22 protein-coding genes are annotated in these 23,541 nt (G+C 67.6%); 5 read left to right on the top strand and 17 right to left on the bottom strand.

What is annotated here, in order from left to right; translation table 11 throughout:
• Positions 1-147: 147 nt before the first annotated feature.
• The 3 genes from ACYVN4_RS19215 to ACYVN4_RS19205 form a co-directional block, all read right to left on the bottom strand.
• On the bottom strand, positions 148-1,443 hold the full coding sequence (locus ACYVN4_RS19215) for a nucleotidyl transferase AbiEii/AbiGii toxin family protein (RefSeq protein WP_460723005.1): 1,296 nt from the start codon (positions 1,441-1,443) through the stop codon (positions 148-150).
• Entirely contained in the window at positions 1,440-2,087 is a 648-nt protein-coding gene (locus tag ACYVN4_RS19210; RefSeq protein ID WP_460723003.1) for a hypothetical protein, read from the bottom strand. Before ACYVN4_RS19210 ends, ACYVN4_RS19215 begins: the two co-directional genes overlap by 4 nt.
• An 81-nt stretch (positions 2,088-2,168) precedes the next feature.
• Positions 2,169-3,086, bottom strand: a complete 918-nt coding sequence (locus ACYVN4_RS19205; RefSeq protein ID WP_460723001.1) for a LysR family transcriptional regulator — start codon at positions 3,084-3,086, stop codon at positions 2,169-2,171.
• Between the two features lie 70 nt (positions 3,087-3,156).
• Here ACYVN4_RS19205 and ACYVN4_RS19200 point away from each other — a divergent pair, with 70 nt between their 5' ends.
• On the top strand, positions 3,157-4,041 hold the full coding sequence (locus tag ACYVN4_RS19200) for an SDR family NAD(P)-dependent oxidoreductase (RefSeq protein ID WP_460722999.1): 885 nt from the start codon (positions 3,157-3,159) through the stop codon (positions 4,039-4,041).
• A gap of 1 nt (position 4,042) precedes the next feature.
• Here the strand turns inward: ACYVN4_RS19200 and ACYVN4_RS19195 are convergent, their stop codons facing one another.
• On the bottom strand, positions 4,043-5,401 hold the full coding sequence (locus ACYVN4_RS19195) for a lipase family protein (RefSeq protein ID WP_460722997.1): 1,359 nt from the start codon (positions 5,399-5,401) through the stop codon (positions 4,043-4,045).
• A gap of 336 nt (positions 5,402-5,737) precedes the next feature.
• On the opposite strand from ACYVN4_RS19195, the gene ACYVN4_RS19190 reads away from it, so the two are divergent.
• Entirely contained in the window at positions 5,738-6,160 is a 423-nt protein-coding gene (locus tag ACYVN4_RS19190; RefSeq protein WP_460722995.1) for a VOC family protein, read from the top strand.
• An 85-nt stretch (positions 6,161-6,245) separates the two neighbouring features.
• On the opposite strand, the gene ACYVN4_RS19185 is transcribed toward ACYVN4_RS19190, so the two are convergent.
• Complete coding sequence (locus ACYVN4_RS19185) at positions 6,246-7,019, bottom strand: alpha/beta fold hydrolase (protein WP_460722993.1); 774 nt, start codon at positions 7,017-7,019, stop codon at positions 6,246-6,248.
• A 105-nt stretch (positions 7,020-7,124) separates the two neighbouring features.
• Here ACYVN4_RS19185 and ACYVN4_RS19180 point away from each other — a divergent pair, with 105 nt between their 5' ends.
• Entirely contained in the window at positions 7,125-7,541 is a 417-nt protein-coding gene (locus ACYVN4_RS19180) for a MarR family winged helix-turn-helix transcriptional regulator (RefSeq protein ID WP_460722991.1), read from the top strand.
• Here ACYVN4_RS19180 and ACYVN4_RS19175 read toward each other — a convergent pair.
• A complete protein-coding gene (locus ACYVN4_RS19175; RefSeq protein WP_460722989.1) occupies positions 7,538-8,803 on the bottom strand; it encodes a serine hydrolase domain-containing protein in 1,266 nt (421 codons plus the stop codon). The two genes, ACYVN4_RS19180 and ACYVN4_RS19175, sit on opposite strands and share 4 nt — an antisense overlap.
• Before the next feature lie 164 nt (positions 8,804-8,967).
• Here ACYVN4_RS19175 and ACYVN4_RS19170 point away from each other — a divergent pair, with 164 nt between their 5' ends.
• Positions 8,968-11,424, top strand: coding sequence for a phosphoketolase family protein (locus ACYVN4_RS19170; protein WP_460722987.1), 2,457 nt, complete (start codon positions 8,968-8,970; stop codon positions 11,422-11,424).
• 30 nt (positions 11,425-11,454) lie between these two features.
• Here the strand turns inward: ACYVN4_RS19170 and narI are convergent, their stop codons facing one another.
• From narI to ACYVN4_RS19130, 8 genes are all read right to left on the bottom strand, one after another.
• Positions 11,455-12,186, bottom strand: coding sequence for a respiratory nitrate reductase subunit gamma (gene narI / locus ACYVN4_RS19165; protein ID WP_460722985.1), 732 nt, complete (start codon positions 12,184-12,186; stop codon positions 11,455-11,457).
• Positions 12,183-12,815, bottom strand: coding sequence for a nitrate reductase molybdenum cofactor assembly chaperone (gene narJ / locus ACYVN4_RS19160; protein WP_460722983.1), 633 nt, complete (start codon positions 12,813-12,815; stop codon positions 12,183-12,185). The genes narI and narJ overlap by 4 nt, the downstream gene beginning before the upstream one ends.
• Positions 12,812-14,413, bottom strand: a complete 1,602-nt coding sequence (gene narH, locus ACYVN4_RS19155) for a nitrate reductase subunit beta (RefSeq protein ID WP_460722981.1) — start codon at positions 14,411-14,413, stop codon at positions 12,812-12,814. Before narH ends, narJ begins: the two co-directional genes overlap by 4 nt.
• The gene (locus tag ACYVN4_RS19150) at positions 14,413-18,114 is read right to left on the bottom strand and encodes a nitrate reductase subunit alpha (RefSeq protein ID WP_460722979.1); all 3,702 of its coding nucleotides are present in this window, start codon (positions 18,112-18,114) and stop codon (positions 14,413-14,415) included. Before ACYVN4_RS19150 ends, narH begins: the two co-directional genes overlap by 1 nt.
• 103 nt (positions 18,115-18,217) lie before the next feature.
• Complete coding sequence (locus tag ACYVN4_RS19145) at positions 18,218-19,009, bottom strand: aldose epimerase family protein (protein ID WP_460722977.1); 792 nt, start codon at positions 19,007-19,009, stop codon at positions 18,218-18,220.
• A 19-nt stretch (positions 19,010-19,028) separates the two neighbouring features.
• Positions 19,029-19,844: a COG4705 family protein gene (locus tag ACYVN4_RS19140; RefSeq protein ID WP_460722975.1), complete on the bottom strand. Its 816-nt coding sequence runs from the start codon at positions 19,842-19,844 to the stop codon at positions 19,029-19,031.
• 124 nt (positions 19,845-19,968) lie between these two features.
• Positions 19,969-20,169, bottom strand: coding sequence for a three-helix bundle dimerization domain-containing protein (locus ACYVN4_RS19135; RefSeq protein ID WP_460722973.1), 201 nt, complete (start codon positions 20,167-20,169; stop codon positions 19,969-19,971).
• A gap of 101 nt (positions 20,170-20,270) precedes the next feature.
• Positions 20,271-20,849 carry a TetR/AcrR family transcriptional regulator gene (locus ACYVN4_RS19130; RefSeq protein WP_460722971.1) on the bottom strand — a complete coding sequence of 193 codons (579 nt, stop codon included), beginning with the start codon at positions 20,847-20,849 and terminating at the stop codon, positions 20,271-20,273.
• 63 nt (positions 20,850-20,912) lie between these two features.
• Here ACYVN4_RS19130 and ACYVN4_RS19125 point away from each other — a divergent pair, with 63 nt between their 5' ends.
• Positions 20,913-21,653 (top strand): DUF2306 domain-containing protein, encoded by a 741-nt coding sequence (locus ACYVN4_RS19125; protein ID WP_460722969.1) that lies wholly within the window; start codon positions 20,913-20,915, stop codon positions 21,651-21,653.
• A 30-nt stretch (positions 21,654-21,683) separates the two neighbouring features.
• Here ACYVN4_RS19125 and ACYVN4_RS19120 read toward each other — a convergent pair whose 3' ends face one another.
• Genes ACYVN4_RS19120 through ACYVN4_RS19110 form a run of 3 tightly spaced genes read right to left on the bottom strand, consistent with a single transcriptional unit; the run spans position 21,684 to position 23,469 of the window.
• Positions 21,684-22,124, bottom strand: a complete 441-nt coding sequence (locus tag ACYVN4_RS19120) for a GlcG/HbpS family heme-binding protein (protein WP_460722967.1) — start codon at positions 22,122-22,124, stop codon at positions 21,684-21,686.
• Between the two features lie 22 nt (positions 22,125-22,146).
• Positions 22,147-22,467: an NIPSNAP family protein gene (locus ACYVN4_RS19115; protein WP_460722965.1), complete on the bottom strand. Its 321-nt coding sequence runs from the start codon at positions 22,465-22,467 to the stop codon at positions 22,147-22,149.
• A 36-nt stretch (positions 22,468-22,503) separates the two neighbouring features.
• The gene (locus tag ACYVN4_RS19110) at positions 22,504-23,469 is read right to left on the bottom strand and encodes an NADP-dependent oxidoreductase (protein WP_460722963.1); all 966 of its coding nucleotides are present in this window, start codon (positions 23,467-23,469) and stop codon (positions 22,504-22,506) included.
• Positions 23,470-23,541: the final 72 nt, after the last annotated feature.

The raw sequence follows: 23,541 nt of genomic DNA, 5'->3' as shown, positions 1-23,541 counted from the left end.
GTTCGTCGGAGCTGCCGCATGCTGTGAGGAGGGCGACCGCCAAAATCGGGAGGGCAATTCCTGCTCGCACACTGCTCCTTCGGCTGGATTCAGCAACACGATGGACCGCCTTGCATTATCTGCCGAGTCGACGACGACCCGGGAGCCTCAGCCCCCGTTCGGCGAGTCGCACCAGCTTTGCAGGACCTCGGCCACCGCATACGGGTCCACGCGCTCGGCAATGCCCGGGACGTCGGGGTTCCGCCGCCGTGCCGCCATCGTGAGATCGGCGGCCTTCGACAGCGAGCACCCGTAGTCGCCTTGCACGGCCAACAGTCGATAGACGGTCAGCGAGTAGGACACTCGCTCGATGCGGTCCTCGACCGGAAGGTCCCGGGATATGTCCCGGCTGTCATCGGCCCGCTTCCTCGTACTTTCGACGCGCCCCGCGATGTCGGCGCAGAAGGTGCGTACGCCGTCGGGATAGGCCGGAGCGAGTGCCACGGTGAGCCGCCAGGCGAGGCTGTCGACCTGGTCGGCCAGATCCGGGCGATCCTTGACGAATTCCTCCCAGTCGGCATCGAGCCCGAGCGACGGCAATCGGAAGAACCACGCCTCCGGGCTGACCTCCTGCAACAGTTCAGGAGTAGGGGAACAGTGCTCGGCCAGCAGTACCGCGTCGTAGAGGTCCTTGCCCTCGGGGAAGCGGTCGGTGCTGAGCCACAACAGCTTCCATGCCAGTGACAGTTCAGGAGTCGCGGCCAGAAGGCAGGCTGGGGGACCGGCGCTGCCTCGGCGGGCGATCTCGGTCCAGATCGGCGGCTGCTGCGGGGTCTCATTGAAGACGAAGTCGAGTTGCACGGTGCCGGACGGGATTCGGGGATCCGTGGCGGTCCAGGGCAGCATCAGGCGGCGGCCGGGGACGCGATCGTAGGTCCAGATGTCGTCGTCCACCGCGTCCGACGCGCGGAAGTCGACCGTCGGTGAATCCTGGGCGGCCTTCGCCACCCGTGTGGCGACATCGGCCAGGAAGGTATCTGTTCGCTCGCTGTGGAACTCCCAGTCCTGGTCCAGCACAATGAAGTCCAGGTCACCGGGTTCCCTTGCGGCCTCGCCGAACCAGGTGCTGAGCAGGACGCTGCCGCGCAGCATCAATTCGTCGCGCCACGGTGAGTCGGCGATCGCCGCGAGCACCACGTCCATGGCCGCGCGCCGGGCGTAGAACCAGGCGGCGGCCAGTCGCGCATCCTCGAAATGCGGCTCGCTCAACCGCATTCCCATGCGGTGTTCGGCCGTCGCCGGATCGAAGACCGGGCGTTGCAGCACGCCCTCGCTCACCACCGGTCGCAGGGTCGGCGGCAGGCCGTCGGCCGCGCGCTCCTGATCCGTCGGCACCGACTGGGGCACCACCGCCGTGGATTTCCATGGGCCGCGACCGAGTCTGCGCCACGGTGTCGGGGTCATGATCGCTCCTTCTCGGTGATCCACCCGGCGTCGATGGACTCGTCGCTGTCGAGGACGACGAATTCCCGCTCGGCGGAGAGGATTTCGAACTCGGCCGTGCGCAACGCGTTCAGCAGCCCAGCGTGTCGTGCGGCGGCGGTCGCGTCGCCGACGTGGCGGCAGCGCTGGGTGACGAAGCGCTCGCTGCGACCGTCGGCACGGGTGCGGCGGGCATTGGCGGACAGGTGCGCATCGTGCGCGATCGCGAGATCGGTCAAGGCGGGTACCCCACTGTCCGGGGCGAGCAGCAGCTTGATGTGGTGCTCGAAGTAGTAGTGCGGGCCCAGCGCGAGGGCCTCGGCGTCGGTCGTGGGCACACCGGCCGCCCACGGGGTGGCCTCGATCTTGGCGCGCACCACCGGGAATCCGGCCTGCTCCAGCCGGGCGGTGAGTGCGGCGATCGAATCACGCACGGCGGGAAACGCTCCCGTCTCCCGGATGGTGAGCATCGGCTGCACGGGGGTTCGGCCGCGGTCGAGCACGATGTGCACGAACTTCAATCCCGCTGCGGCGGCGTACCGTTCGAGCCCGGCGGCATCCTCGGCGCGCACGGTCAGGTGTGCCTCGAAGTCGCCGTGGAAGGTCGGGGGTGCGGTCGCGGTCATCGCGCCATCCTCGCAAACGCCGTGCGCAGCGTCGCCGGGTTTTTAGTCAGCGGGCGCGGTGCTCACCTGTCGCGGGCTCGATCATCGCGGTCGCGCGGATTCGATCGCTACGGCGCGCAGGGATTCGGCCACGCGTGCAACCGGTTCCGAGACCGGGCCGGGCAGGCGGGCGAGCAGGAGGCGGCGTTGTTCGCTGGGCCCGCCGTGGACCGGCAGGACTCGGACTCCGGGCGGGCAGGCCGGTGCGAGGCTCGCAGGGAGGGTGGTGAGACCACAGCCCGCGGCGACCAGTTGCAGTTTGGCCAGCCAGTCGCGGACGGTGTGGGCGATCACGGGCCGTTCGTCGAGGCCGGGCCAGACGCCCATCGCGTGATCCTCGCCTGGACTCGCGATCCACGCCTGCCCGCGCAGATCGGCGACATCGATGTGCTCGCCGCGTGCCAGCGGATGATCGGCCGGGACTGCGACCCGCAGACTACGGTCGGTGAGGATCTGCACCTGCAGTGCGGGCGTCTCCGCGTCCAGCGGCCGGTAGGGCGGGGCGGAGGCGACCAGCGCGAGGTCCAGGGTGCCCGCCCGCAGCGCCCGCACCAGCGCGGGCGTGCTGCCCTCGCGGCCGACGACGGTGATGCCGGGATGGGTGCGCCGCAGACGCGCCAGGCCCGACGGCACCACGGCCGCACCGGCACTGGCGAACCAGCCCAGCCGCACCGTGGCCCGCTCGTCGGGCAGACCCGCCAATTCCCTTGCGGTGGCGTCGATCTGGTCGACGACCGCCGCTGCCCGCCGGGCCACCACGCGCCCGGCGGGGGTGAGCTCCACTCCGTCGTGGCGGCGTTGCAGCAGCGGGGTGCCGGCGGCACGTTCCAGGGTCGCGATCTGCCGCGACACCGCCGACTGGGTGTAGCCGAGCGCGGCGGCGGCCGCGGTGAGCGTGCCCCGCTCGGCCACTTCGCGGAACACGCGCAGTGCGGTCAGCGACGCATCACTGAAGGTCATGACATTTACGCATACCAGATGTGAGTATCTTTCGCTGCCGTCATGGGCTCGCGGCTCCTAGCGTGAGGGGATGAGCGAAACGAACAGAGTCGCACTCGTCACCGGAGCGACCCAGGGGCTCGGTCTGGCTCTCGTCGAAGGCTTGGCCCAGCGGCTGGGCCCCGCGGACACCGTGTATCTGACCGGCCGGAATCTGGATCGTGTGCACGAGGCGGTCGAGGCCATGCCCGCCGGTGGTGCGCGTGTGCGCGGCGAACTCCTCGACGTCGCCGACCCGACGGCCGCCGAACGCCTTGCCGCGCAACTGCAATCCCGCCACGGCGGCATCGACATCGTGATCGGCAACGCCGTGATGCGCGTCGGCCCCGACGACGACCCGCGCCAGATCGTCCGAGACTACGTAGAGGTCAACAACTTCGGCACCACCCGCCTGCTGCGCGCCTTCGCCCCGCTCCTGCGCGACAACGCCCGCCTGCTCATCGTCGCCAGCTCCCTGGGCACCCTGCACCAACTGGCCCCGGTGTTGCACAACCACTTCGACGCCCTGGACTCCTTAGCCGAGGTCGACCATCAGGTAGCGCTCTGGCGGGACGCCGTCGCCGACGGCAGTGCCCGCTCCGGTGCCTGGCCCGGCTTCGTCAACATCCCCTCCAAGATCGCCCAGGTCGCCGCTGTCCGCACGCTCGCCGCCCAGCGCCGCGACACCGACCTCGCCCGCGGCATCCTCCTGGCCGCCGTCTGTCCCGGCATGATCAACACCCCCACCTCGGCCCTGTGGTGGAACGTCGCCGACGCCCCGACCCCCGCCCACGCGGCGACCGCCCTTCTCGACCTCGTCGACGCGCCTCTCGACCCGGCTCAGTACGGCGAACTGGTCCGCTTCGGCAAGGTGCTGCCCTGGTCACCCGCCGACGGGGTCGGCCGGACCATCCCGTACGAGGCGGCGGCGACTTAGGTCAGCAGTCGCTGGGCGCGGCGTGGCCCTGCAGGCGTTCGTCGAGCCAGCTCATCGCGCCGGGGAAGGTGGTGATCAGTCCGGTCACGTGCTCGCCCGGGTCGAGTCGCAGCACCGACGGCACACCGCGCGAGCACTGCTCGCGGTGCAGGTCCCGGGCGCCTTCGGCGGGGATCCATAGGTCGTGGGTCGCGTGGTAGATGTAGAGCGGGACACCGGAGGTCTTGTCCCGCAGGTCGACTCGCTCGAAGATCGTGTCGGCGATCGGTGTATCGAGCGGATTCGCCAGCGTGGCACCGATTTCCAAGGGAATGCCGATCGCGCCGAGAATGCCCTGGCTGGATCCGCAGATGTCCTTGAGCGGAGAGGCCGCGACGTGCTGTGCGAGATTGTTCATCGCGCCCAGGATCTCGGGATGTTCGCGGGCGTAGGCCAACACCACCGACAGCAGGATCCCCGATTCGATGCCGCCGTCGAAGGATGCGGCGATCTCCCGGAAGTCGTTGATCAGGCCGCCGACCGCCGCGCCGACGATGGCGGACTTCAGGTCGGGTGCGTACTCGTCGACGAGCTTGGCGGCTCCCACCGCCGCGATGGCACCACCGGAATAACCGCTGATCGCGTATCGGCTCTCGCCGAACTCGGTTCCGAAGTGTGCACGGACCGCGCGCACCGAGTCGAGGACGGCGTGCCCGGCGACCGTGGGTTCGGCGTAGGCCATCCGCGGGCCCTCGTGGTCGGGCACCAGCACGGCGTAACCGCGCGCCAGGGCCACGCTGTTGGTCGGCGGAATCAATCCCAGCCCGTTGAGCTGGCCCGAATCACCGTGTGCCATGGCGTAACCGGGCGTGCAACTGATGCCGAGCGAGTTGATCGGCAGGGCGTTGGCCAGTACGGGACGCGCACCGTCTCCGGTCCATTCGGCGGCGGGCACCAGCAGGGTGGCGGTCGCGAACGAGGGTAGTCCGGCGGCATCGGTGGTCCGGTACTTCAGTTGCACCGCGCGCTGGATCGGGGTGATCGCCTGGGGTGCAGCGGTTTCGGTGACATCACGGGCTTGGATGACCGCGCCCGGCATCATCCGGTCCAGGTCGGAAGGCCAGGTGTCGAAGAACGGGTCTCCGGACGGAGTGGGCTGCACGGCGCGCCACAATTGCGCGAGCTCGGGCGTCAGGCCGCTCGGTGCACCCGGGCCGGTCGCCGCGTCTCCCCATCGTGGGGCGGGGACCAGCGAATCGAGCCAGCGCTGCAGCTCCGAGGATTCGGCTGGAGTTTCCGCGGCGGCGCGAATGCCGGTGTGTCCCAGGGTGATCAGGGACACCGCCAGGATCGATGCGGTCGCGATGCGCGGAATTCTCATGTCAGCAGCCCCTTCTGGCAGATCTCGCGTGGCGGAGCCTCGGCGGTGAATCGTCCTCGCGGCGTCTCGCCCGAGTTCGGTAACCCAACCTTAACTGGACATATGACCAATTAGCCACCCGGAGGTCCCCTCTCCGCTGCCGGGATCGCACGCGCCCACCGGGGAATCCTCCGCGATTTGGTGATCTGCGTCATAGCGGCGTGTGCCGTCGGCAACAAACCTAGGGCCACGGCTTCGAATACTGTCCGATTCATTCAAGACTTCTCGTTCTCGGCACGGTGGAATGGGTGGCAGGTGCTGCCGCCCGTGGCGAATACCGAACAAGGGAGATCGAAGGTGAAAGCCCGTATCAATGTGGTGACGCTCGCGGTGAGTGATCTGGAGCGTGCGCTGCGTTTCTATCGGGGTCTCGGGCTGTCGTCGCCGGGGATCATCGGCACCGAATTTCCCGGCGGGGACACGACTCCCGCGGGTGCGGTCGCCATGTTCACGCTCGACGACGGCCTCGTGCTCTCCCTCTATCCGCGCACCGAACTCGCGAAGGACGCCGACCTCGTGCCCGAGCAACTGGGCGGTTCGGCCATGAGTCTCGGCTGGACGGTCGACAGCCGCGAGGAGGTGGACGGCATTCTCGATACCGCCGCCCGCGCCGGTGCGACGATCCCGGGCCCGCCCCACGAGCGACCTTGGGGGATCTACTCCGGCTACTTCAGCGACCCCGACGGTCACCTCTGGGAGGTTGTCCACTTTCTGCCGTGAGCACAGGGATGACGGATGGCCCGCGAATACTCCAGTGCCGCGGCTGCGTGACTCGTGATCGAGGCACTCGGCGTCTGATCGCGTCTCAGCGAGTTTCGGCCAGGTCCGCGATAAGCCGGGCAAAGAGGTCGGGTGTCTCCAATTGCGGGAGGTGCCCGGCCTTTTCGATGAGTTCGAAGCGGGCGCCGGGGATTGCGGTGGCGTAGGCGTGGCCGTGTTCGACGGGGATCATGCGGTCGCAGGCACCCCAGACCACGAGGGTTGGGATGGCGACCGTCGGGAGGCGGTCGAGGAGGGTCGGGTCGGTCATGGTGGTGCCGCCGTAGATCTGTAGTGCGGCGCGGTTGCCTGCGATGGTCGAAAGGCGTTGCGGGGGAATGGTGGTGGGGTCGATGCGGAAGTTGTCGGGGTTGCAGTAGCTCAGGTCGGTGACCTGGTCGAGGGTCAGGGAGAAGAAGTCCGCGATCGGGGTCTCGGGGAGATCCAGGCCCGCCGCGTTGGCGATCACGACGCCGGTGATCCGGGGGCTGCCGAGAACGGCGAGTTCGGCGGCGATCCAGCCGCCGATCGAATTGCCGACCACCGTGACGTCGGTCAGGTCCAGGTCGTCGAGCAGCGCGGTGTAGAGGCGGGCCAGATCGGCCATGTCCGTGAGTGTTTCGGGTCGGGGCGTGCCCTCGAAGCCGGGGTGGGTCGGGGTGAGCACGCGGAAGCGGTCGGTCAGCGCGTCGGCGAGCCCGCCGACGGATACCGGTCCCGCGCCGCCGTGCAGCAGCAGGATCGGACGCCCGGCACCGCGGTCGTCCACGGTCAGTGCGACGCGCTCGCCGGAAACGACGGGGGAGTGGGTGGGAGTCATCGAAATCTCCGAATCCGCGGGAGCTGGAAGAGCTCCCGCTATGTAAGCAACCTTATATCAGGAACCTTATATAAGGAAGATGATTCTTGGAGCTATGCTGGCGCCGTGGAACCTTCCCTCCGGCAACTCGGCCAGGCGGTCAAGCGCCTGCAATGGCATCACCACCGCGAAGCCAACCGCCGCCTCGCCGAGACCGGCCTGTCCCTCGCCCAATGGGACGTCCTCCGCAACCTGCACGATCACCCCGACGCTTCACTACACGAGCTGGCGCAGTTGACCTTTCAGACCGACCAATCCATGGGCACCCTGGCCACGCGCATGATCGACCGCGGCCTCCTCGAACGCGCGCCCGGGCCGGGCCGCGCAATCCGTCACCGCCTGACGGCCGAGGGGGAGCAGGGTTTTCGCGCGGGTGGTCGGATCATGGACGACATCCTGGCCGACACCCTCGGCACCCTGTCCACATCCGACCGGGCCACCCTGCACCGGTTACTGAACAGCGCCACACCCGGTAGCGCCTAACTCGTCGGCGTGGGCGCGGGCGTTTCGGTGGTGGCTCGCTGGGCCGGGTCCTCGCCGGGAACGGCGTTGGCGCCGTAGAAGGTTGGGAGCATGCCCTTGACCAGGACCAGGGCTGAGCCTTCGCCGCTGGGGACGGTGGCCAGGTTGGTGGCGACCACGATGGTGAGGCCGGAGTCGGGGTCGGTGCCCATGAAGGTCATGAAGCCCGGCATCTGGCCGTCGTGGCCGAGGAGGTGGGCGCCGAAACGGACTATGCCGAGGCCGTATCCGGCCATGGCCGGGTTGGCGGGGTCGATCGGCTGGATGCTGTCGATGCGGGTCTTCTGCATTTGCGGGTCGAGGAGTTTGCCGTCGACCATGGCTTGGACGTAGGTGGTCATGTCGTCGACCGTCGAGATCATGCTGCCAGCGGTCCAGGTCCACGACGGACTGGAGGTGGTCTGGTCGCTCGGCAGCAACGTGCCTGCCAGCGCCGCGGCCTGCTGATCTGGTGGCAACGCGAAAGTCTTGAGCGTGGAGATATTGGTGCCGAAGGCGTAGCCCTGCGGGTGCGGATCCGGAATCGAGTTGTCCGTGGCCGCCGGGAAGGACGTGTGCGTCAACCCGAGCGGGTCGAAGATGCGCTGTTTGAAGCTGTCGGCGACCGGCTTGCCGGTGACCTTCTCGATGACGAGCCCGAGCAGGATCGTATTGGTGTTGGAGTATTCGAACTGTGCGCCGGGTGCGAAGTTGACCGGATGCGAGAACGCGATGTCCAGCAGTTGCTGCGGGGTCCACACCCGTTGCGGGTCATTGTCGAGAGAGGCGTTGAACGGCTCGTCGAAGGTGTAGCTGAACAGGCCGCTGCGCATTTCGGCGAGCTCGGCCAGCGTGATGCGGTCGCCGTTGGGCACGCCCGGCCAATACTTGGCGATCGGATCGTCGAGGGCGAGCTTGCCTTCCTGCGCGAGCTGCATCAGCACCGTGACGGTCATGGTCTTGGTATTGCTGCCGAATCGGAAGTGGTCGTCCACGGTTATCGGGACGTCCTTGCCGATCGTCCCGGTTCCGAACGTGGCGGTCCAATTTCCGTCCTTGGGTGATTTCACCACCACTACAGCGCCCGGAATCACGTTGTCTTTCATCAATTTCTCGATGATGGGCCGCAACGTCGCCGCGTAGGCGGGCTCCTGCGATTTATCGGAGGTCGATGACCCGCACCCCATCGCAACCGTCAACACCACGGCCGCGCACACCACCCCTACACCCCGTCGGTATCCCATAACGCTCCGTCCGGGTCCGCTGGATTGTGGTTACGAAGTATTTGCCAGCCTAAACCCGTACCGCTCGGTCTCGAAGCGGTTCGGCGGCACGGGTAGCGTGGGCGTCGGCTCCACAGTCGAAGGTCCCGCGAAGCGATGTCCCGAAACGTGAGGAGAAGCGGCCGATGACCCGGTTGACCAGTGCGGAAGACACCTCTGCCGACAATGTGGGCGGCTCCGGCGGGCAAACGCTCCCACCGCGCCCGTATCGGCTGGACGACAGCGCGGGCCCGCTGGACCGGGACGAATTGGCCACCATCGACGCGTGGTGGCGGGCCGCGAACTACCTGGCGGTCGGGCAGATCTATCTGCGGTCGAATCCCTTGCTGCGCATGCCGCTGGCCCCTGAACAGATCAAACCGCGTCTGCTCGGCCATTTCGGCACCGTCCCCGGCCTGAATCTGGTGTGGGCGCATGCCAATCGCGCGATTCTGGCGAGGGACTTGGACGCCGTCTTCGTCGCCGGGCCCGGCCACGGCGGGCCCGGACCGAACGCCTGCGCCTGGTTGGAGGGCACCTATTCCGAGCTCTACAGCCACATTCCCCGCGACGCGGAGGGCATGGCCGCATTGTTCGCGCAGTTCTCCTACCCCGGCGGTGTCCCGAGCCATTGCGCGCCCGAGACGCCCGGTTCCTTCCACGAGGGTGGCGAGCTCGGCTATTCGCTGCTGCACGCTTTCGGTGCGGCCCTGGACAATCCGGACCTGACCGTCTTCTGCGTGGTCGGCGACGGTGAAGCCGAGACCGGTCCGCTGGCGGGCAGTTGGCATTCGAACAAATTCCTCAGCCCGGTGCGGGACGGCGCGGTGCTGCCGATTCTCGCGCTCAACGAATACAAGATCGCGAATCCGACGCTGCTGGCGCGCATTCCGGAATCCGAGCTGCTGTCGCTGTTCCGCGGGTACGGCTACGACCCGGTCATCGTCTCCGGGAACGACCCGGCGGCGGTGCATCAGGAGATGGCCGCCGCGCTGGACCGCTGCCTGGACCGGATCGCCGGAATCCAGCGCGCCGCGCGTGAGGGCACCGACGGCGCGCACCCGAGCTGGCCGATGATCGTGCTGCGCACCCCCAAGGGCTGGACGTGTCCGCCGGTGGTCGACGGGGAACCGGTCGAGGGCACCTTCCGCGCCCACCAGGTGCCGCTGCCCGGGGCCCGCACCAACGCGGAACACCGTGCGGTGCTGGAACAATGGCTGGCCTCCTACCGTCCGGAGGAGCTGTTCGACGCGGCGGGGCAACCGGTACCGGAGCTGTTGAAGCTGGTGCCGGTCGGCACTCGGCGGATGAGTGCCAACCCGGTCAGCAATGGCGGGACGCTGGTGCGCGATCTGCGCCTACCGGACTGGCGGACGTACGGAGTCGAGGTCGCGAGCCCCGGCGCGTCCAAGCACGAGGCGACCCGGGTGCTGGGCGCCTGGCTGCGCGATGTCACCGCCGCCAACCCCGAGAACTTCCTCACCTTCGCCCCCGACGAGCTGGCCAGCAACCGGCTGCAGGACATCCTCTCCGTGACCGGCCGCGACTGGCAGGCCGAAATCGGTGAGTACGACGTGAAATTGGATCGCACCGGTCGCGTCATCGAGGTGCTGTCGGAGCACATGTGCCAGGGTCTGCTGGAGGGCTATCTGCTGACCGGCCGCCACGGCGTGTTCACCTGCTACGAGGCGTTCATCCACATTGTCGACGCCATGTTCAACCAGCACGCCAAATGGCTCGACGCCAGCTCGGCGGTGCCGTGGCGGCTGCCGATTCCGAGCCTGAATTACCTGCTGTCGTCGCATGTCTGGCGGCAGGACCACAATGGCTTCACCCATCAAGACCCCGGATTCCTGGATGTGGTGCTCAACAAGTCGCCCGAGATCGTGCGCGTCTACCTGCCGCCGGACGCCAACACTCTGCTCTCGACCTACGATCACTGCCTGCGCTCACGCCATTACGTGAATGTGGTGGTGGCGGGCAAACAGCCGCAGGAGGATTGGCTCACGGTCGAGCAGGCTGCGGTGCACTGCGCGCGCGGCGCGGGGATCTGGGAATGGGCCGGGCACAACGACGATCCCGGCACCACCCCGGATGTGGTGCTGGCCTGCGCGGGTGACGTGCCCACACTGGAGACCTTGGCAGCCGCTTCGATCCTGCGGGAACGGCTGCCGCAGTTGCGGATTCGCGTCATCAACGTGGTCGACCTGATGCGCCTGCAGCCGGAGGGCGAGCACCCGCACGGCCTGTCCGACCGTGTCTTCGACACCATGTTCACCACCGACCGCCCTATCATCTTCGCCTTCCACGGCTACCCGTGGCTCATCCACCGCCTCGCCTACCGGCGCACCAACCACGCCGGTCTGCACGTGCGCGGCTACAAGGAGAAGGGCACCACCACAACGCCTTTCGACATGGTGATGCTCAACGACATCGACCGCTACCACCTGGTCATGGATGTCATCGACCGCGTCCCGGGCCTGCGTCAGCAAGCCGCGGCACTGCGTCAGGACATGGTGGACGCCCGCTGGACCGCCCGCACCTGGACCCGTGAACACGGCGAGGACATCCCCGAGGTCGCGAATTGGAGCTGGCCGCACTGAGTACGACCGGTCAAGACTGAGTGCGACCGGTCAGCGCCCGGCGTCGATGCGTTCCCAACCGCGCCGCGCCGGGCGCTCCGACAGCTGCTTGGGGTCGCGGCTGCGGTAGACGATGTAGGGCCGGAACAGGTATTGCACCGGGGCACTGAACATGTGGACCAGCCGCGTGAAGGGAATCAGTGCCAGCAGCGCCATGCCGATGACGGCGTGAACCTGGAACAGCACCGGCACCGACTCCATGAGCGAGACGCGCGGCCGCAGCAGGAAGATGCTGCGCGCCCACGGCGCGATGGTGTCGCGATAGTTGTAGCCCTCGTGGATGTTCGCGTGCGCGAGCTTGGCCCACAGGCCCATGAAGATCGCGCCGACCAGCACCACGTACATGACCTTGTCATTGGTGGTGGTGGCGTGGAAGACCCCGGCATTGGTGCGGCGGCGATAGATCAGCATGGCGATGCCGACGATCGCCAGGATGCCCGCCGCGGTGCCCGCGAACAGCGACATCAGATGGTAGGCATGCTCGTTCAGGCCGACCGCGTCGGTCCACTCCTGCGGGATGAACAGGCCCATGATGTGGCCGAGGAACACGAACAGGATGCCGTAGTGGAACATCGGCGAGGCGATATTGAGCAGCCGGGACTCGTGTAGTTCCGAGGAGCGGGTGGTCCAGCCGAACTTGTCGTAGCGGTAGCGCCACGCCAGCCCGCTGGCGAGCAGCCCGATCACGACGTATGGCAGTGCGCCCCACAGAAAGATGCTCATCGACGGTCTCCAGTCAGCAGGGGAAGCATTCCGAGGTGGCCGTAGGGCTCGAGGCCCACGGTTTCGCGAGGCGGGCCGCTGCGCGCCATGGCCTTGGCCTGCGCGCGATCCTTGGGCGAGGCCCCGGGCAGGGTGGCGCACACCGCCGCGAGCACGAGCGCGTACTCGTTGTTCTTCTCCGCCAAGGCGATTCGGAGCAGCTCGAGGGCGGGCCGATGCTCGCTCAACAGCGTGTTGGTGCGGGAGAGCGCACTGAATTCCAGGACGGCGGGCAGGAAGTCGGGCAGTTCGGAGTCGTCGAAGTCGAAACCGTGCGCGCGGTAGTGCTCCTTGAACCGCACCAGTCCCATGCCGCGATTGCGGGTGTCGCCATCGGTCCACCAGGTCAGGTACAGGCTGTGCCGGTTGGTGAAATCGAAGGTCTCCACGTAGGCGGTGGTGTGGGCGGCCTCGGACAGTCGCGTTGTCCAGGTGAGGAATTCACGCAGCGGTCCGCTCGCTGGATGGCGCAACGCAGCGGCGATGGTGTCGAAACCTTGCAGGGATTCGTTGAATTCGTCCCCCGGGTAGGCCAGGCAGGCCGCCGCGATGCGATACACGACCGCGATCTCGTCGCTGATCGGCGTCATCGGGTGGGCTCCTCGACCTCGTCGGCGGTCTGCTGCTTGCGCATGGCGTGGAAACTTTCGATGGTGACCAGCGGCAGCGACTTGCGCCCGGATCCGCCGCCGAGCGGACCGTCCGCGCCCATGCCGGGCCCGCCGTCGTAGTCGAGGCTGCATTCGCTGGGCAGCGCCGACTCCTCGAGCCGCTGCGCATCCGCCATGGCGGCGGTCGGAATCACGTACCGGTCTTCGTATTTCGCGATGGCCAGCAGATGGAACATATCCTCGAGTTCCTTGGCGGTCATGCCCACCGCGGTCGCGGTCTCCTCGCCGACGACGCGCTCGAGGTTGATGTCGGCCATGTGGGAACGCATGGCGGCGAGCTTTTCCAGGCTCGCGCGCACCGGTTCGGGGTCACCGGCTGTGAACAGTTCGGCCAGATACTCCACCGGGATCCGCAGGGCGTCGATCGCGCCGAAGAGATTGCCCGCACTCTCACCGTCGTACCCCGCGTCGGCGACCGCATCGACGACGGGGGACAGCGGCGGGATGTACCAGACCATCGGCATGGTGCGATATTCCGGATGCAGCGGCAACGCCACCTGGTACTTGCTGATCAGCGCGTACACCGGTGAGCGCTTGGCGGCCTCGACCCAATCGTGGGGAATGCCTGCACGTTCGGCCGCGCGGACCACCTCCGGGTCCTCCGGATCGAGGAAGACCTCCAATTGCGCCTGGTAGAGCTGCTTTTCGTCCTTGGTCTGCGCGGCCTTGGTGACCTTGTCGGCGTCGTAGAGCATGACGCCGAGATACCGCAGCCGTCCCACGCAGGTTTCCGAGCACACGGTCGGCAGCCCGACCTCCACGCGCGGATAGCAGAACGTGCACTTCTCGGCCTTGCCGGTCTGATGGTTGAAGTAGATCTTCTTGTACGGGCAGCCGGTCACGCACTGCCGCCAGCCGCGGCACTGATCCTGATCGACCAGCACGATGCCGTCCTCGGCGCGCTTGTAGATCGCCCCGGACGGGCAGGCCGCCACACAGGCCGGGTTGAGGCAGTGCTCGCAGATGCGCGGCAGATAGAACATGAAGCTCTGCTCGTAGCTGAAGCGGATCCGCTCGCCCACCTCCTCGCGCATCTTCACCACGTTCGGGTCCTCGGGCCCGAATTCGGCTGCGCCACCGAGGTTGTCGTCCCAGTTCGACGACCATTCCACCTGCATCGGTTTGTCGGTGATGAGCGAGCGCGGCGGCGCGACCGGATAGTCGTCACCCAGCGGCGCGTCGGTGAGGTTGCGGTAGTCGTAGGTCCACGGCTCGTAGTAGTCGCGCAAAGTCGGCATCACCGGGTTGGAGAAGATGCTGGCCAGCTTGAACGCGCGCGACCCCTGCTTGAGACGCAGTTTGCCGCGGCGGGTCAGCTCCCAGCCGCCCTTCCACTTGTCCTGGTCCTCGTACTGGCGCGGGTAGCCGAGGCCGGGGCGGGTCTCGACATTGTTGAACCAGACGTATTCCATGCCTTGGCGATTGGTCCAGGTCTGCTTGCAGGTGACCGAACAGGTATGGCAGCCAATGCATTTGTCGAGATTCATGACCATCGCGATCTGAGCCATCACGCGCATCAGTACGTCACCTCCTGGGCGCGGCGGCGGATCACCGTGACTTCGTCACGCTGATTGCCCGTCGGGCCGAAATAGTTGAAAGCCCACGACAACTGGGCGTAACCGCCGATCAGATGCGTGGGCTTGAGCAGGACCCGGGTGAGCGAATTGTGGATGCCGCCGCGGCGGCCGTCGGTCTCGGACTTCGGCACGTTGACGGTGCGTTCCTGCGCGTGGTTCATGTACACCGTCCCGCGCGGCATGCGCGGCGAGACGATGGCGCGGGCCACCACCACGCCGTTGCGGTTGACCGCCTCGATCCAGTCGTTGTCGGCGACCCCGATCGACTCGGCGTCCTCCACCGACATCCAGATCGCCTGTCCGCCACGGGAAAGCGACAGCATGAACAGGTTGTCCTGGTACTCGGAGTGAATCGACCACTTGTTGTGCGGGGTCAGGTAGCGGACCGTCACTTCCTGCTGCCCGTTGGGCCCGAGCGCCGGTTCGCCGAAGAGCCGCTTCATATCCAGCGGCGGGCGATACACCGGCATCGCCTCACCCAGCTCGTGCATCCAGTCGTGGTCGACGAAGAAATGCTGACGGCCGGTGAGGGTGTGCCAGGGCTTGAGATGCTCGGTATTGAGCGTGAACGGTGCGTACCGGCGGCCGCCCGACTCGCTGCCCGACCACTCCGGCGAGGTGATGACCGGCTGCGGGGCGGCCTGGGTGTCGGCGTAGGTGATCCGCACCCCTTCCTTCTCCGAGGCCAGGTGCGCCATGTGCTGCCCGGTGCGCCGTTCGAGGGTTTCGAAACCCTGAACCGCCAAGCGGCCGTTGGTCGTTCCCGACAGCGCCAGGATGGTGTTGGCGGCCTTGATCGCGGTGTCCAGCGCCGGACGTCCCTCGGCGATGCCCTCGGCCACTACGCCGTTGATGCCGCGCAGGTAGTCGATCTCCTCGTCCGGGTGCAGCATGATGCCCTTGCACGGCAACCCGAGCTTGTCGGCCAGCGGACCCAGCGACGCGAACTTGGTGGCGATCGCGGTGTAGTCGCGTTCCACCACCGCCAGGCCCGGCATGGTCTGGCCCGGAATCGGATCGCATTCTCCCGCACGCCAATCCAGCACGATGCCGCCCGGTTGCGCGGTCTCGGCGGCGGTGTCGTGCTGCAGCGCGGTCGCCACCAGGTCATGGCGGGTGTCGAGATGCCCGGCCGCCAATTGACTGAAGCGCGAGGCCAGATCGTAGAACGCCTCGTGGTCGGTGCGCGCCTGCCACGGCGGATCCACCGCCGGGGCGAAGGAGTGCACATACGGGTGCATGTCGGTGGAGGACAGGTCGTGCTTCTCGTACCAGGTCGCCGCAGGGAGCACGACATCCGAGAGCATGGTCGAGGACGTCATGCGGAAATCGAGGGTCAGCAGCAGGTCGAGCTTGCCCTCGGGAGCCTCCTCTCGCCAGACCACGTCACGCGGACGCACCTGCGACTCGGCCTCTTTCGCACGCAGCGAGGAATGAGTGCCCAGCAGATGCCTGCTGAAGTACTCCGCGCCCTTGGCCGAGGAACCGAACAGATTCGACCGCCACAGGGTCATCACGCGCGGCCAGTTCTGCGGGGCGTCGGGATCCTCGTTGGCGAAACGCAGACGGCCACTGCGCAATTCGTCCACGACGTACGCGGCAGGCTCCTTGCCCGCGGCCTTCGCCTCATCGACGATGTCGAGGGGATTGCGGTCGAAGGTCGGGTAGGACGGCATCCAGCCCAGGCGCGCGGACTGAGCCAGCACATCGGCCCCGGTCATGCCCTCGAAGCGGCCCGTGCCCAGCGGCGAGGCCATCACATCCGCGCTGAACTGGTCGTAGCGCCACTGGTCGGTATTGAGGAAGAACCATGCGGTGCCGATCATCTGACGCGGCGGCCGCGACCAGTCGTTGGCCGAGGCCAGCGTCGCCCACCCGGTCACCGGGCGGCACTTCTCCTGCCCGACGTAGTGCGCCCAGCCGCCGCCGTTGCGGCCCTGACAGCCGGTGAGCAGCAACAGCGACAGGAAGGCGCGGTAGATCGTCTCGGAGTGGAACCAGTGGTTGGTGCCCGCGCCCATCAGGATCATGCAGCGTCCCTTGGATTCCTCTGCCACCGAAGCGAATTCGCGAGCGATCTTGATCGTGCGCGCGGCCGGGACCGAGGTGATCTGCTCGGCCCACGCCGGCGTGCCGGGAGTGTCGGTGTCGGCGTACGAGTCCGGCCACTGTCCGGGCAAACCGTCTCGCGCGACACCGTATTGGGCCAGCAGCAGATCGAAGACCGTGGTCACCATCGGGCCGTTGTCGCCCAGTTGCCGGGCCGGGACACCGCGGCGCACCGTTTCGCCGCGACCCTGGCCGTGCTCGCCGCCCTCGGTGTCGAAGCGCGGCAACTCCACCTCGACACCCATGCCCTGCCCGTGCAGCGTCAAGGTCGGTTCGATCTCGCCCAGGTCCAGATTCCAACGGCCCGCACCGGATTCGGTCCAGCGGAACCCGAGCGAACCATTGGGCACCACGGCCGCGCCGGTCTTCTCGTCCAGCAGCACCGTCTTCCAGGCCGCGCCCTCCCCGGTATCGCCGATATCGGCCGAGCGCACGAACTTGTCCGGCACATACGCGCCGTCGCGTTCGGTCAGCGTCACCAGGAACGGCAGATCGGTGAACCGCTTGACGTAGTCGGTGAAGAACGGCACCTGCTTGTCGACGAAGCATTCCTTGAGCACCACGTGCCCCAACGCCATGGCCAGCGCGGCATCGGTGCCCGGATGCGGGTGCAGCCATTCGTCGGCGAACTTGGCATTGTCGGCGTAGTCGGGGGCCACGACCACGACTTTCTGCCCGCGATACCGGGATTCGGTCATCCAGTGCGCATCCGGGGTGCGGGTCACCGGAACGTTCGAACCCCACATGATCAGATAGGCCGCGTCCCACCAGTCCCCGGACTCCGGCACATCGGTCTGATCGCCGAAGACCTGCGGGGAGGCGACGGGCAGGTCGGCGTACCAGTCGTAGAACGACAGCATCGGCGCGCCGATCAAACCCATGAACCGGGCACCCGCGGCATGCGACACCATCGACATGGCGGGAATGGGCGAGAAGCCCGCAATCCGGTCGGGCCCATAGTTTTTGATCGCGTGCACATGCGCGGCGGCGGCGATCTCGATCGCCTCGTCCCAGGTCGAGCGCACCAGCCCGCCCTTGCCGCGGGCCTGCTGATAACGGCGGCGGCGCTCCGGGTCGGCCTGGATGTCGGCCCACGCCAGCACCGGATCGCCCAGGCGGTGGCGGGCCTCGCGGTACATCTCCAGCAGCACGCCGCGCACATACGGGTAGCGCACTCGGGTCGGGGAGTAGGTGTACCAGGAAAAAGAAGCGCCGCGCGGGCATCCGCGCGGCTCGTATTCGGGGCGATCGGGTCCTACCGACGGATAGTCGGTGGCCTGGGTCTCCCAGGTGATGATCCCGTCCTTGACATACACCTTCCACCGGCACGATCCGGTGCAGTTGACCCCGTGGGTGGAGTGGACGATCTTGTCGTGACTCCAGCGGTCGCGATAGAAGACATCGCCGGAGCGACCGCCGACGATCTCCTCACTGTGCAGGTCGGCCGAGGGTTTGCCGGGACGGAAATAGCGTGCCGAGCGAAGTAGTAGCGCTCCCGTTTCCCCGGGTCCGGCCCCGTTAGTCCCGCCCATCCTCCGCAACCCCTTTCACCAGCAGCATCCGCTGAATGAGCACAGGGTCCGAGTACAACACGGAAGATAGCTGCCGATGTGCTGGCTCGCCGATCTTGTGATCTCAGAGCAACCGTTCCCAGCTCCACACCGCCTCGATCCGCAGCGGCGCTGCGGGCGTGACGAGGACCGGCAGAGTGTTGAGCCCGTCGGGCGGCCCCGACTGCGCCTCCACACAGACCGCTTCGGGGTCCATGTCGTAGACCACGACCCACTGCTGGGGGCTGCGCACCCGCAAGCGCAGCAGGCCCGGCCACTCGACGGTGGCGTCCACGCCGTCGGGCATGCCGAAGCAGTCGTCCCACGGGCCCGGCGTCGGGGCGATGTGCTCACCGGTCGGCAGATAATCCGGTCCGCGCAGCTCCTGCCAAGCCGGGTGGAAGCTCACCTGCGCGGTGGTGTCGGGGGTGGGCTGCCGCCGGAACCAGGGATGCCAACCCGCCTGGGCGGGAAAGCGATCCGCGTCCGAGGACACCGTCATGCCGATCGCCAGCTGGTCGCGCGACAACCGGAAATGCTGGGTCACCCGGCCCGGGAAGGGCCACGGCGCGACCAGGGCCCGGCTGATGACGGCATGCGTCGGCGAGCTCTCCTCGACATCCCATGCGCCGTCGCGCGCGATGCCGTGGATCGCGTGCGGCGGCGCGGTCAACGGCATCTGATAATCGACCCCGTCCACCGTGAACCGGCCGTCACGCAACCGGCCGCACCACGGTGCCATCGGGAAGCACCCGTAATGGTCACCCTGCCGGAGGAATTCGGTCCCGCCGATCGTGAGCCCCGCGATCCGGCCGCCGTTCTCGGGCGAAAGACGCACCGTGACATCGCCATCGGACAGTGTGATCTCGGTAGCCATGCAAGGAAGATACCGCCGGTCAGGCGTTGTCCAATACGGTCTGGCGTTCGGTGGGCGTGGTGCGGCGCTGGGTGACGGTGTGGCTGTAGGCGATTCCGGCCACCAGGATCAACAGCAGCGCGGCCGTGGTGCCGTAGGTGCCGAATCCGAGACCGCCCTTGGCGTGGGATTTGGACAGCAGGTCACCGACCGTCGCGCCGAGCGGGCGGGTGAGGATGAAGGCCAGCCAGAACAACAGGACACCCGAGATCTTGGTGAGGTAGTGCGCGGCGAGCAGGGCGATCATCAACGCCCCGATCAGGATCGCGCTGCCGCCGTAACCGAGACCGGAGCTGTCGGAGAGATAGTCGCCGAGGCTGGTGCCGAGGGTGTTGGACAGCAGAATCGCTGTCCAGTACAGGATTTCGGCACGGAAGTTGGTGATGGTGGTGACGTCGTAGCTCTGGCCGGTGCCCTTCCAGATCGCGAAGACCAGGGCCAGGCCGGTGATGAGCAGGGCGGCGCCCGCGCCGTAACCGAGCCCACCATCGGTGGAAGTCCCCGATCCCGGGCCGCGATTGATCAGATCGGAGATCGTCGTGCCCGCGGTGGAAGTGGCCGCGATGACCGTCCAGTACAGGGCCGGATGGAAGCGACGGGCCTTGAGCTGGGCGAGCAAGCTCACGACGAAGAGGGTGAGGAACAGGATCGACGCGGCGGCATAGCCGAGGTGCAGGGTTTGGGCGAGCAGATCGCCGCCGGTCTCGCCGAGCGTCGTCGCGGCGATCTTCAGAATCCAGAACAGTACGGTGACCTGAGGAAGCTTGTAGTCGCTGCGCGGCGGCGCGGAGGTCATGCGCGAATCCCTTTCCATGGGCGGCTGAGCTGGCATGGGGGAGTCTGGCATCCGGTCGCTGAGAGATCGCTGAAAGCGGCGGTGTGCCCGCGGGACGCCCGGTGTGCCCCGCGGGACACTCCGATCAGCGAATGGCCGACACCAGCTTTCGCGCGGCACCCCGCTCGACCAGTAGCGGGACGAATTCGCGGACCGGGCGGCCATCGAAGCCGCGGTGGATCTCGCGCACGATCGTGGTGATGGTCCAAGTGGTGATTGCCGGGAACCGGGTTGCGAGCCGGTCGGTCAGTTCCTCGAGCTGTCTGACCTCATCGGTTGATGGCATGAACCATGGTTGCTCGCCGGTGCCTCGGCGGTCAACCCGACTCACCCGGTTCGGTCTCTATGCCCGAAATTTTCTGGGGCGAATCTTCAATGCACCCAGTGTCATTCGAGTCCGAGCAGGGTGGACACCGTGGTGACGGCCAGTTCCTCCGGTGGCGCGTCCAGGCCGAAGCTCGGGTGCGGCCGGCGCAGCATGAGTTCGGTGATGCCGTGCAGGGCCGCCCAGATGGAGCGGGCCATGATCGTCTCGGAAGCCTTGGGGGACAGCACTTCCGCCTGCTGCGCGGCCGCCACCGCGCTGGTCAGCAGATCGAACGATTCCATGCCGATCGGTTCGTCGCCGCGCTGGTCGTGGAACATCGTCAGGAACAGGTCCGGATGGTCATGGGCGAAGCGGACATACGCGCCGCTCATGCGGAGCAGTCGCGCGCGGGGTTCGTCGGTTTCCGCCGCGGCGGCGCGCAGCGTGTCGTACAGCAGGCCATAGCCTTCGACGGCGACCGCGCCGAGTAGCTCCTCCCGCGTGGCGAAATGCCGGTAGGGCGCGGCGGTGCTGACTCCGACCCGGCGGGCAACCTCGTTGAGGCTGAACCGGTCATGGCCGCGTTCGGCGAGGATCTCTCGGGCCCCGTCGATGAGCGCCTGACGGAGCGCTCCGTGGTGATATGTCGCCTTCGGCATGTAAGTGACTCTAACATCCTGCTATGTTAGAACTACTTACATCCTTTGAGTCGAGGAAATCCGATGGCTGCCATGACAACTGCCGCGCCCCGTCCACCGCGCACCCGCGCCGCCCGATCCCGCTGGAGCTGGGCCTGGATGACCTTCTCCGCCGTGGCGATCGCCGCGTATTTCGTGGGCCAGTACGCGCAGGGCTCCCTGGAATCGCTCGCGCACTCGCATACCGGCCTCGCGCCGACCTATGCCGCGCGACCCTGGCCGATCCAGGTCGCCTTCTACTTCCACATCGTCTTCGCCGGACTCGCACTGGCGCTCGGTCCGTGGCAGTTCTCCCGGCGGATTCGCCTGCGGCACCTCGGCATACACCGCACGGTGGGGCGGGCCTACCTGCTCGCCGTGCTGATCGGCGGGATCGCCGCGCTGATCATGGCGCCGTTCAGTTCCGTCGCCATGATCGGCTTCTTCGGATTCAGCGCCCTCGCGGCCTGCTGGATGTGGACCGGGTGGCGCGCCTACCGCGCCATCCGTGAGCGCGATATCGCCTCGCATCAGGCCTGGATGATCCGCTGTTTCGCGCTCACCTACGCCGCCGTCACCTTGCGCCTGGAGTTCGGGGCGCTGATCCTGGTGCAACTGCCCTTCGTGCACGGCTCCGCCGATATGTCCGCCATCACCGCCACTGCCTATGCGCCACTGCCGTTCCTGTGCTGGCTGCCGAATCTGGTGGTCGCGGAGTTCATGATCCGGCGGCGCGGGCTGCCGAGCCTGCACCTGACCACGTCCCCGGCGCTGACGGCCGCCTGAACCGGGGACGTGGTCGAGCGACGGCCCGGATCATGCCGGGCCGTCGAAACCCACTACGGTCAGGGCGATCTCGGCGGCGCGCCGATCCTGCTCGGCGGTGCCGCCCGAGATGCCCAGACCGCCGATACAGCGGCCGTTCTCCACGATCGGGAAGCCGCCGCCCACGGCCATCAGCCGCGGATGGTGCGCCAGCGGCGCGACCTGCGGACCCGTGACGTAATCGTTCCAGACATGCGTGGGCAGCCGGAAAGACGCTGCGGTCCATGCCTTGTCGACGGCCACCTCGGCGGCCAGGAACGGGGTGTCGTCGGGACGCTCGAACGCCTTGAGATGCCCGCCGGTGTCGGTGACGGCGACCGCGGCGTCGAAGCCGAGCTCCGCGGCGGCGGTGTGCACGGCGGCGATGAGCGTCGCGGCCGCGGTGCGGGTGATGGACGGGGCGGGGGCCGACAGCTGGGTGCGAGTGGTCATGGGAACGGTCTCCTGGAGTGAGTTACTGCAGCGGGGAAGCCGGGGTCGGGACGACCCGGGTGACGACGGACTGCTCGGTGAGCAGCAGCGTGCGCACGACCGGGCCGATTTCGCCGGTCCAGCGGTCGTTTTCGTAGACGGCGCGGTATAGCTCGGCGCGTTCGTCTTCGTTTTCGAAGCGGCGGATCCAGACGTAGCCGTCGGCGTCGTCCTCGTCGACGAAGGAGGCGATGACGTGCATGCCGAGTCCGGACTGGAAGGGCACGACCACCTCCTCCATGTAGCGGACCCAGTCGGCGCGGCGCTCGGGCCTGGTCTGGTAGCGGCGGATCTCGTAGAACACGGGTAGTCCGTTCTCTGGCTGGTGAATAGGTGGAGGTCAGGCCACGCGGAGCACGAGTTTGCCGCGCGTACGGCCCTTTTCGCCCTGCGCGTGGGCCTCGGCGGCCTGCTCCAGCGGGAAGACCTCGGCCACAGTTACCTCGATGTGGCCGTCGTCGATGAGCTCGGCGATGCGGGTCAACGCCGGGCCGTCGGGTTCGACGAGGAACGGACTGACCCGCACCCCGTGCCGCTCGGCGGCGGCCGCCAGCTCGGGGGAGACCCCGGCCGGGATCGCCACCAGCAGCCCACCCGGGCGCAACGCCTCCAACGAGCGGGTCGAGGTCTGCCGGTGGCCGTCGCCGACCAGGTCGATCACCACGTCCACATCGGTGACCTGTTGCTCGAACGGGCCGGCGGTGTAGTCGATGACCTGATCGGCGCCGATCTCGGTGAGCCACTCGTGATTTCGCCCGCTCGCTGTCGCGATCACCTGCGCGCCCAGGTGTTTCGCGATCTGCACCGCGAAATGCCCGACCCCACCGGCGGCGGCATGCACAAGCACCCGCTGCCCGGCCTCGACCCGGGCGGTGTCGACGAGGGCCTGCCAGGCGGTGAGCGCGGCCAGCGGCACCGCCGCCGCGTGCACGTGGTCGAGACTGCGCGGCTTGTGCGCGAACTGACGTGCCGGAGCGGTCACGTACTCGCCGTAACCGCCTGCCGCGCGCGGGAACCACGGCATCCCGTACACCTCATCGCCGGGTTGCAGTGTGGTGACGCCGAATCCGACCGCCTCGATCACGCCGGAGACATCCCAGCCCAGGATGAACGGTGGCTTCCCCAGAACGCCCGCCATGCCGGCCTCGGCCCGGGTCTTCCAATCCACCGGATTGACCCCGGCCGCGTGGACTCGCACCAGCACCTCGGTCGGCAACGGCTCCGGCCGGGCCACCTCGCGGACCCGCAGCACGTCGGGACCGCCGAAAACTTCCTGCGTCACAGCGCGCATCGTGACCGTGGACATGTTTTCCACCTCTCCGTATCCGGAAGACCGGGACCGGTCTCCCTGTTGACGGAGAGGAAGCTAGCCCCGCAG

The organism is Nocardia heshunensis, from assembly GCF_054782115.1.
Note: the sequence above shows the minus strand (reverse complement) of the source record. Positions and strands in the feature narration are given on the sequence as shown.

What these genes read in the sequence shown, in the direction of transcription:
- ACYVN4_RS19125 (WP_460722969.1), top strand. Translation starts at nt 20,913, where the DNA reads ATGGCTGCCATGACAACTGCCGCGCCCCGTCCACCGCGCACCCGCGCC.
- ACYVN4_RS19110 (WP_460722963.1), bottom strand. Translation starts at nt 23,469, where the DNA reads ATGTCCACGGTCACGATGCGCGCTGTGACGCAGGAAGTTTTCGGCGGT.
- ACYVN4_RS19170 (WP_460722987.1), top strand. Translation starts at nt 8,968, where the DNA reads ATGACCCGGTTGACCAGTGCGGAAGACACCTCTGCCGACAATGTGGGC.
- ACYVN4_RS19175 (WP_460722989.1), bottom strand. Translation starts at nt 8,803, where the DNA reads ATGGGATACCGACGGGGTGTAGGGGTGGTGTGCGCGGCCGTGGTGTTG.
- ACYVN4_RS19145 (WP_460722977.1), bottom strand. Translation starts at nt 19,009, where the DNA reads ATGGCTACCGAGATCACACTGTCCGATGGCGATGTCACGGTGCGTCTT.
- ACYVN4_RS19195 (WP_460722997.1), bottom strand. Translation starts at nt 5,401, where the DNA reads ATGAGAATTCCGCGCATCGCGACCGCATCGATCCTGGCGGTGTCCCTG.
- ACYVN4_RS19205 (WP_460723001.1), bottom strand. Translation starts at nt 3,086, where the DNA reads ATGACCTTCAGTGATGCGTCGCTGACCGCACTGCGCGTGTTCCGCGAA.
- ACYVN4_RS19120 (WP_460722967.1), bottom strand. Translation starts at nt 22,124, where the DNA reads ATGACCACTCGCACCCAGCTGTCGGCCCCCGCCCCGTCCATCACCCGC.
- ACYVN4_RS19135 (WP_460722973.1), bottom strand. Translation starts at nt 20,169, where the DNA reads ATGCCATCAACCGATGAGGTCAGACAGCTCGAGGAACTGACCGACCGG.
- narH (WP_460722981.1), bottom strand. Translation starts at nt 14,413, where the DNA reads ATGCGCGTGATGGCTCAGATCGCGATGGTCATGAATCTCGACAAATGC.
- ACYVN4_RS19185 (WP_460722993.1), bottom strand. Translation starts at nt 7,019, where the DNA reads ATGACTCCCACCCACTCCCCCGTCGTTTCCGGCGAGCGCGTCGCACTG.
- ACYVN4_RS19215 (WP_460723005.1), bottom strand. Translation starts at nt 1,443, where the DNA reads ATGACCCCGACACCGTGGCGCAGACTCGGTCGCGGCCCATGGAAATCC.
- ACYVN4_RS19150 (WP_460722979.1), bottom strand. Translation starts at nt 18,114, where the DNA reads ATGGGCGGGACTAACGGGGCCGGACCCGGGGAAACGGGAGCGCTACTA.
- ACYVN4_RS19130 (WP_460722971.1), bottom strand. Translation starts at nt 20,849, where the DNA reads ATGCCGAAGGCGACATATCACCACGGAGCGCTCCGTCAGGCGCTCATC.
- narJ (WP_460722983.1), bottom strand. Translation starts at nt 12,815, where the DNA reads ATGACGCCGATCAGCGACGAGATCGCGGTCGTGTATCGCATCGCGGCG.
- ACYVN4_RS19210 (WP_460723003.1), bottom strand. Translation starts at nt 2,087, where the DNA reads ATGACCGCGACCGCACCCCCGACCTTCCACGGCGACTTCGAGGCACAC.
- ACYVN4_RS19140 (WP_460722975.1), bottom strand. Translation starts at nt 19,844, where the DNA reads ATGACCTCCGCGCCGCCGCGCAGCGACTACAAGCTTCCTCAGGTCACC.
- ACYVN4_RS19200 (WP_460722999.1), top strand. Translation starts at nt 3,157, where the DNA reads ATGAGCGAAACGAACAGAGTCGCACTCGTCACCGGAGCGACCCAGGGG.
- narI (WP_460722985.1), bottom strand. Translation starts at nt 12,186, where the DNA reads ATGAGCATCTTTCTGTGGGGCGCACTGCCATACGTCGTGATCGGGCTG.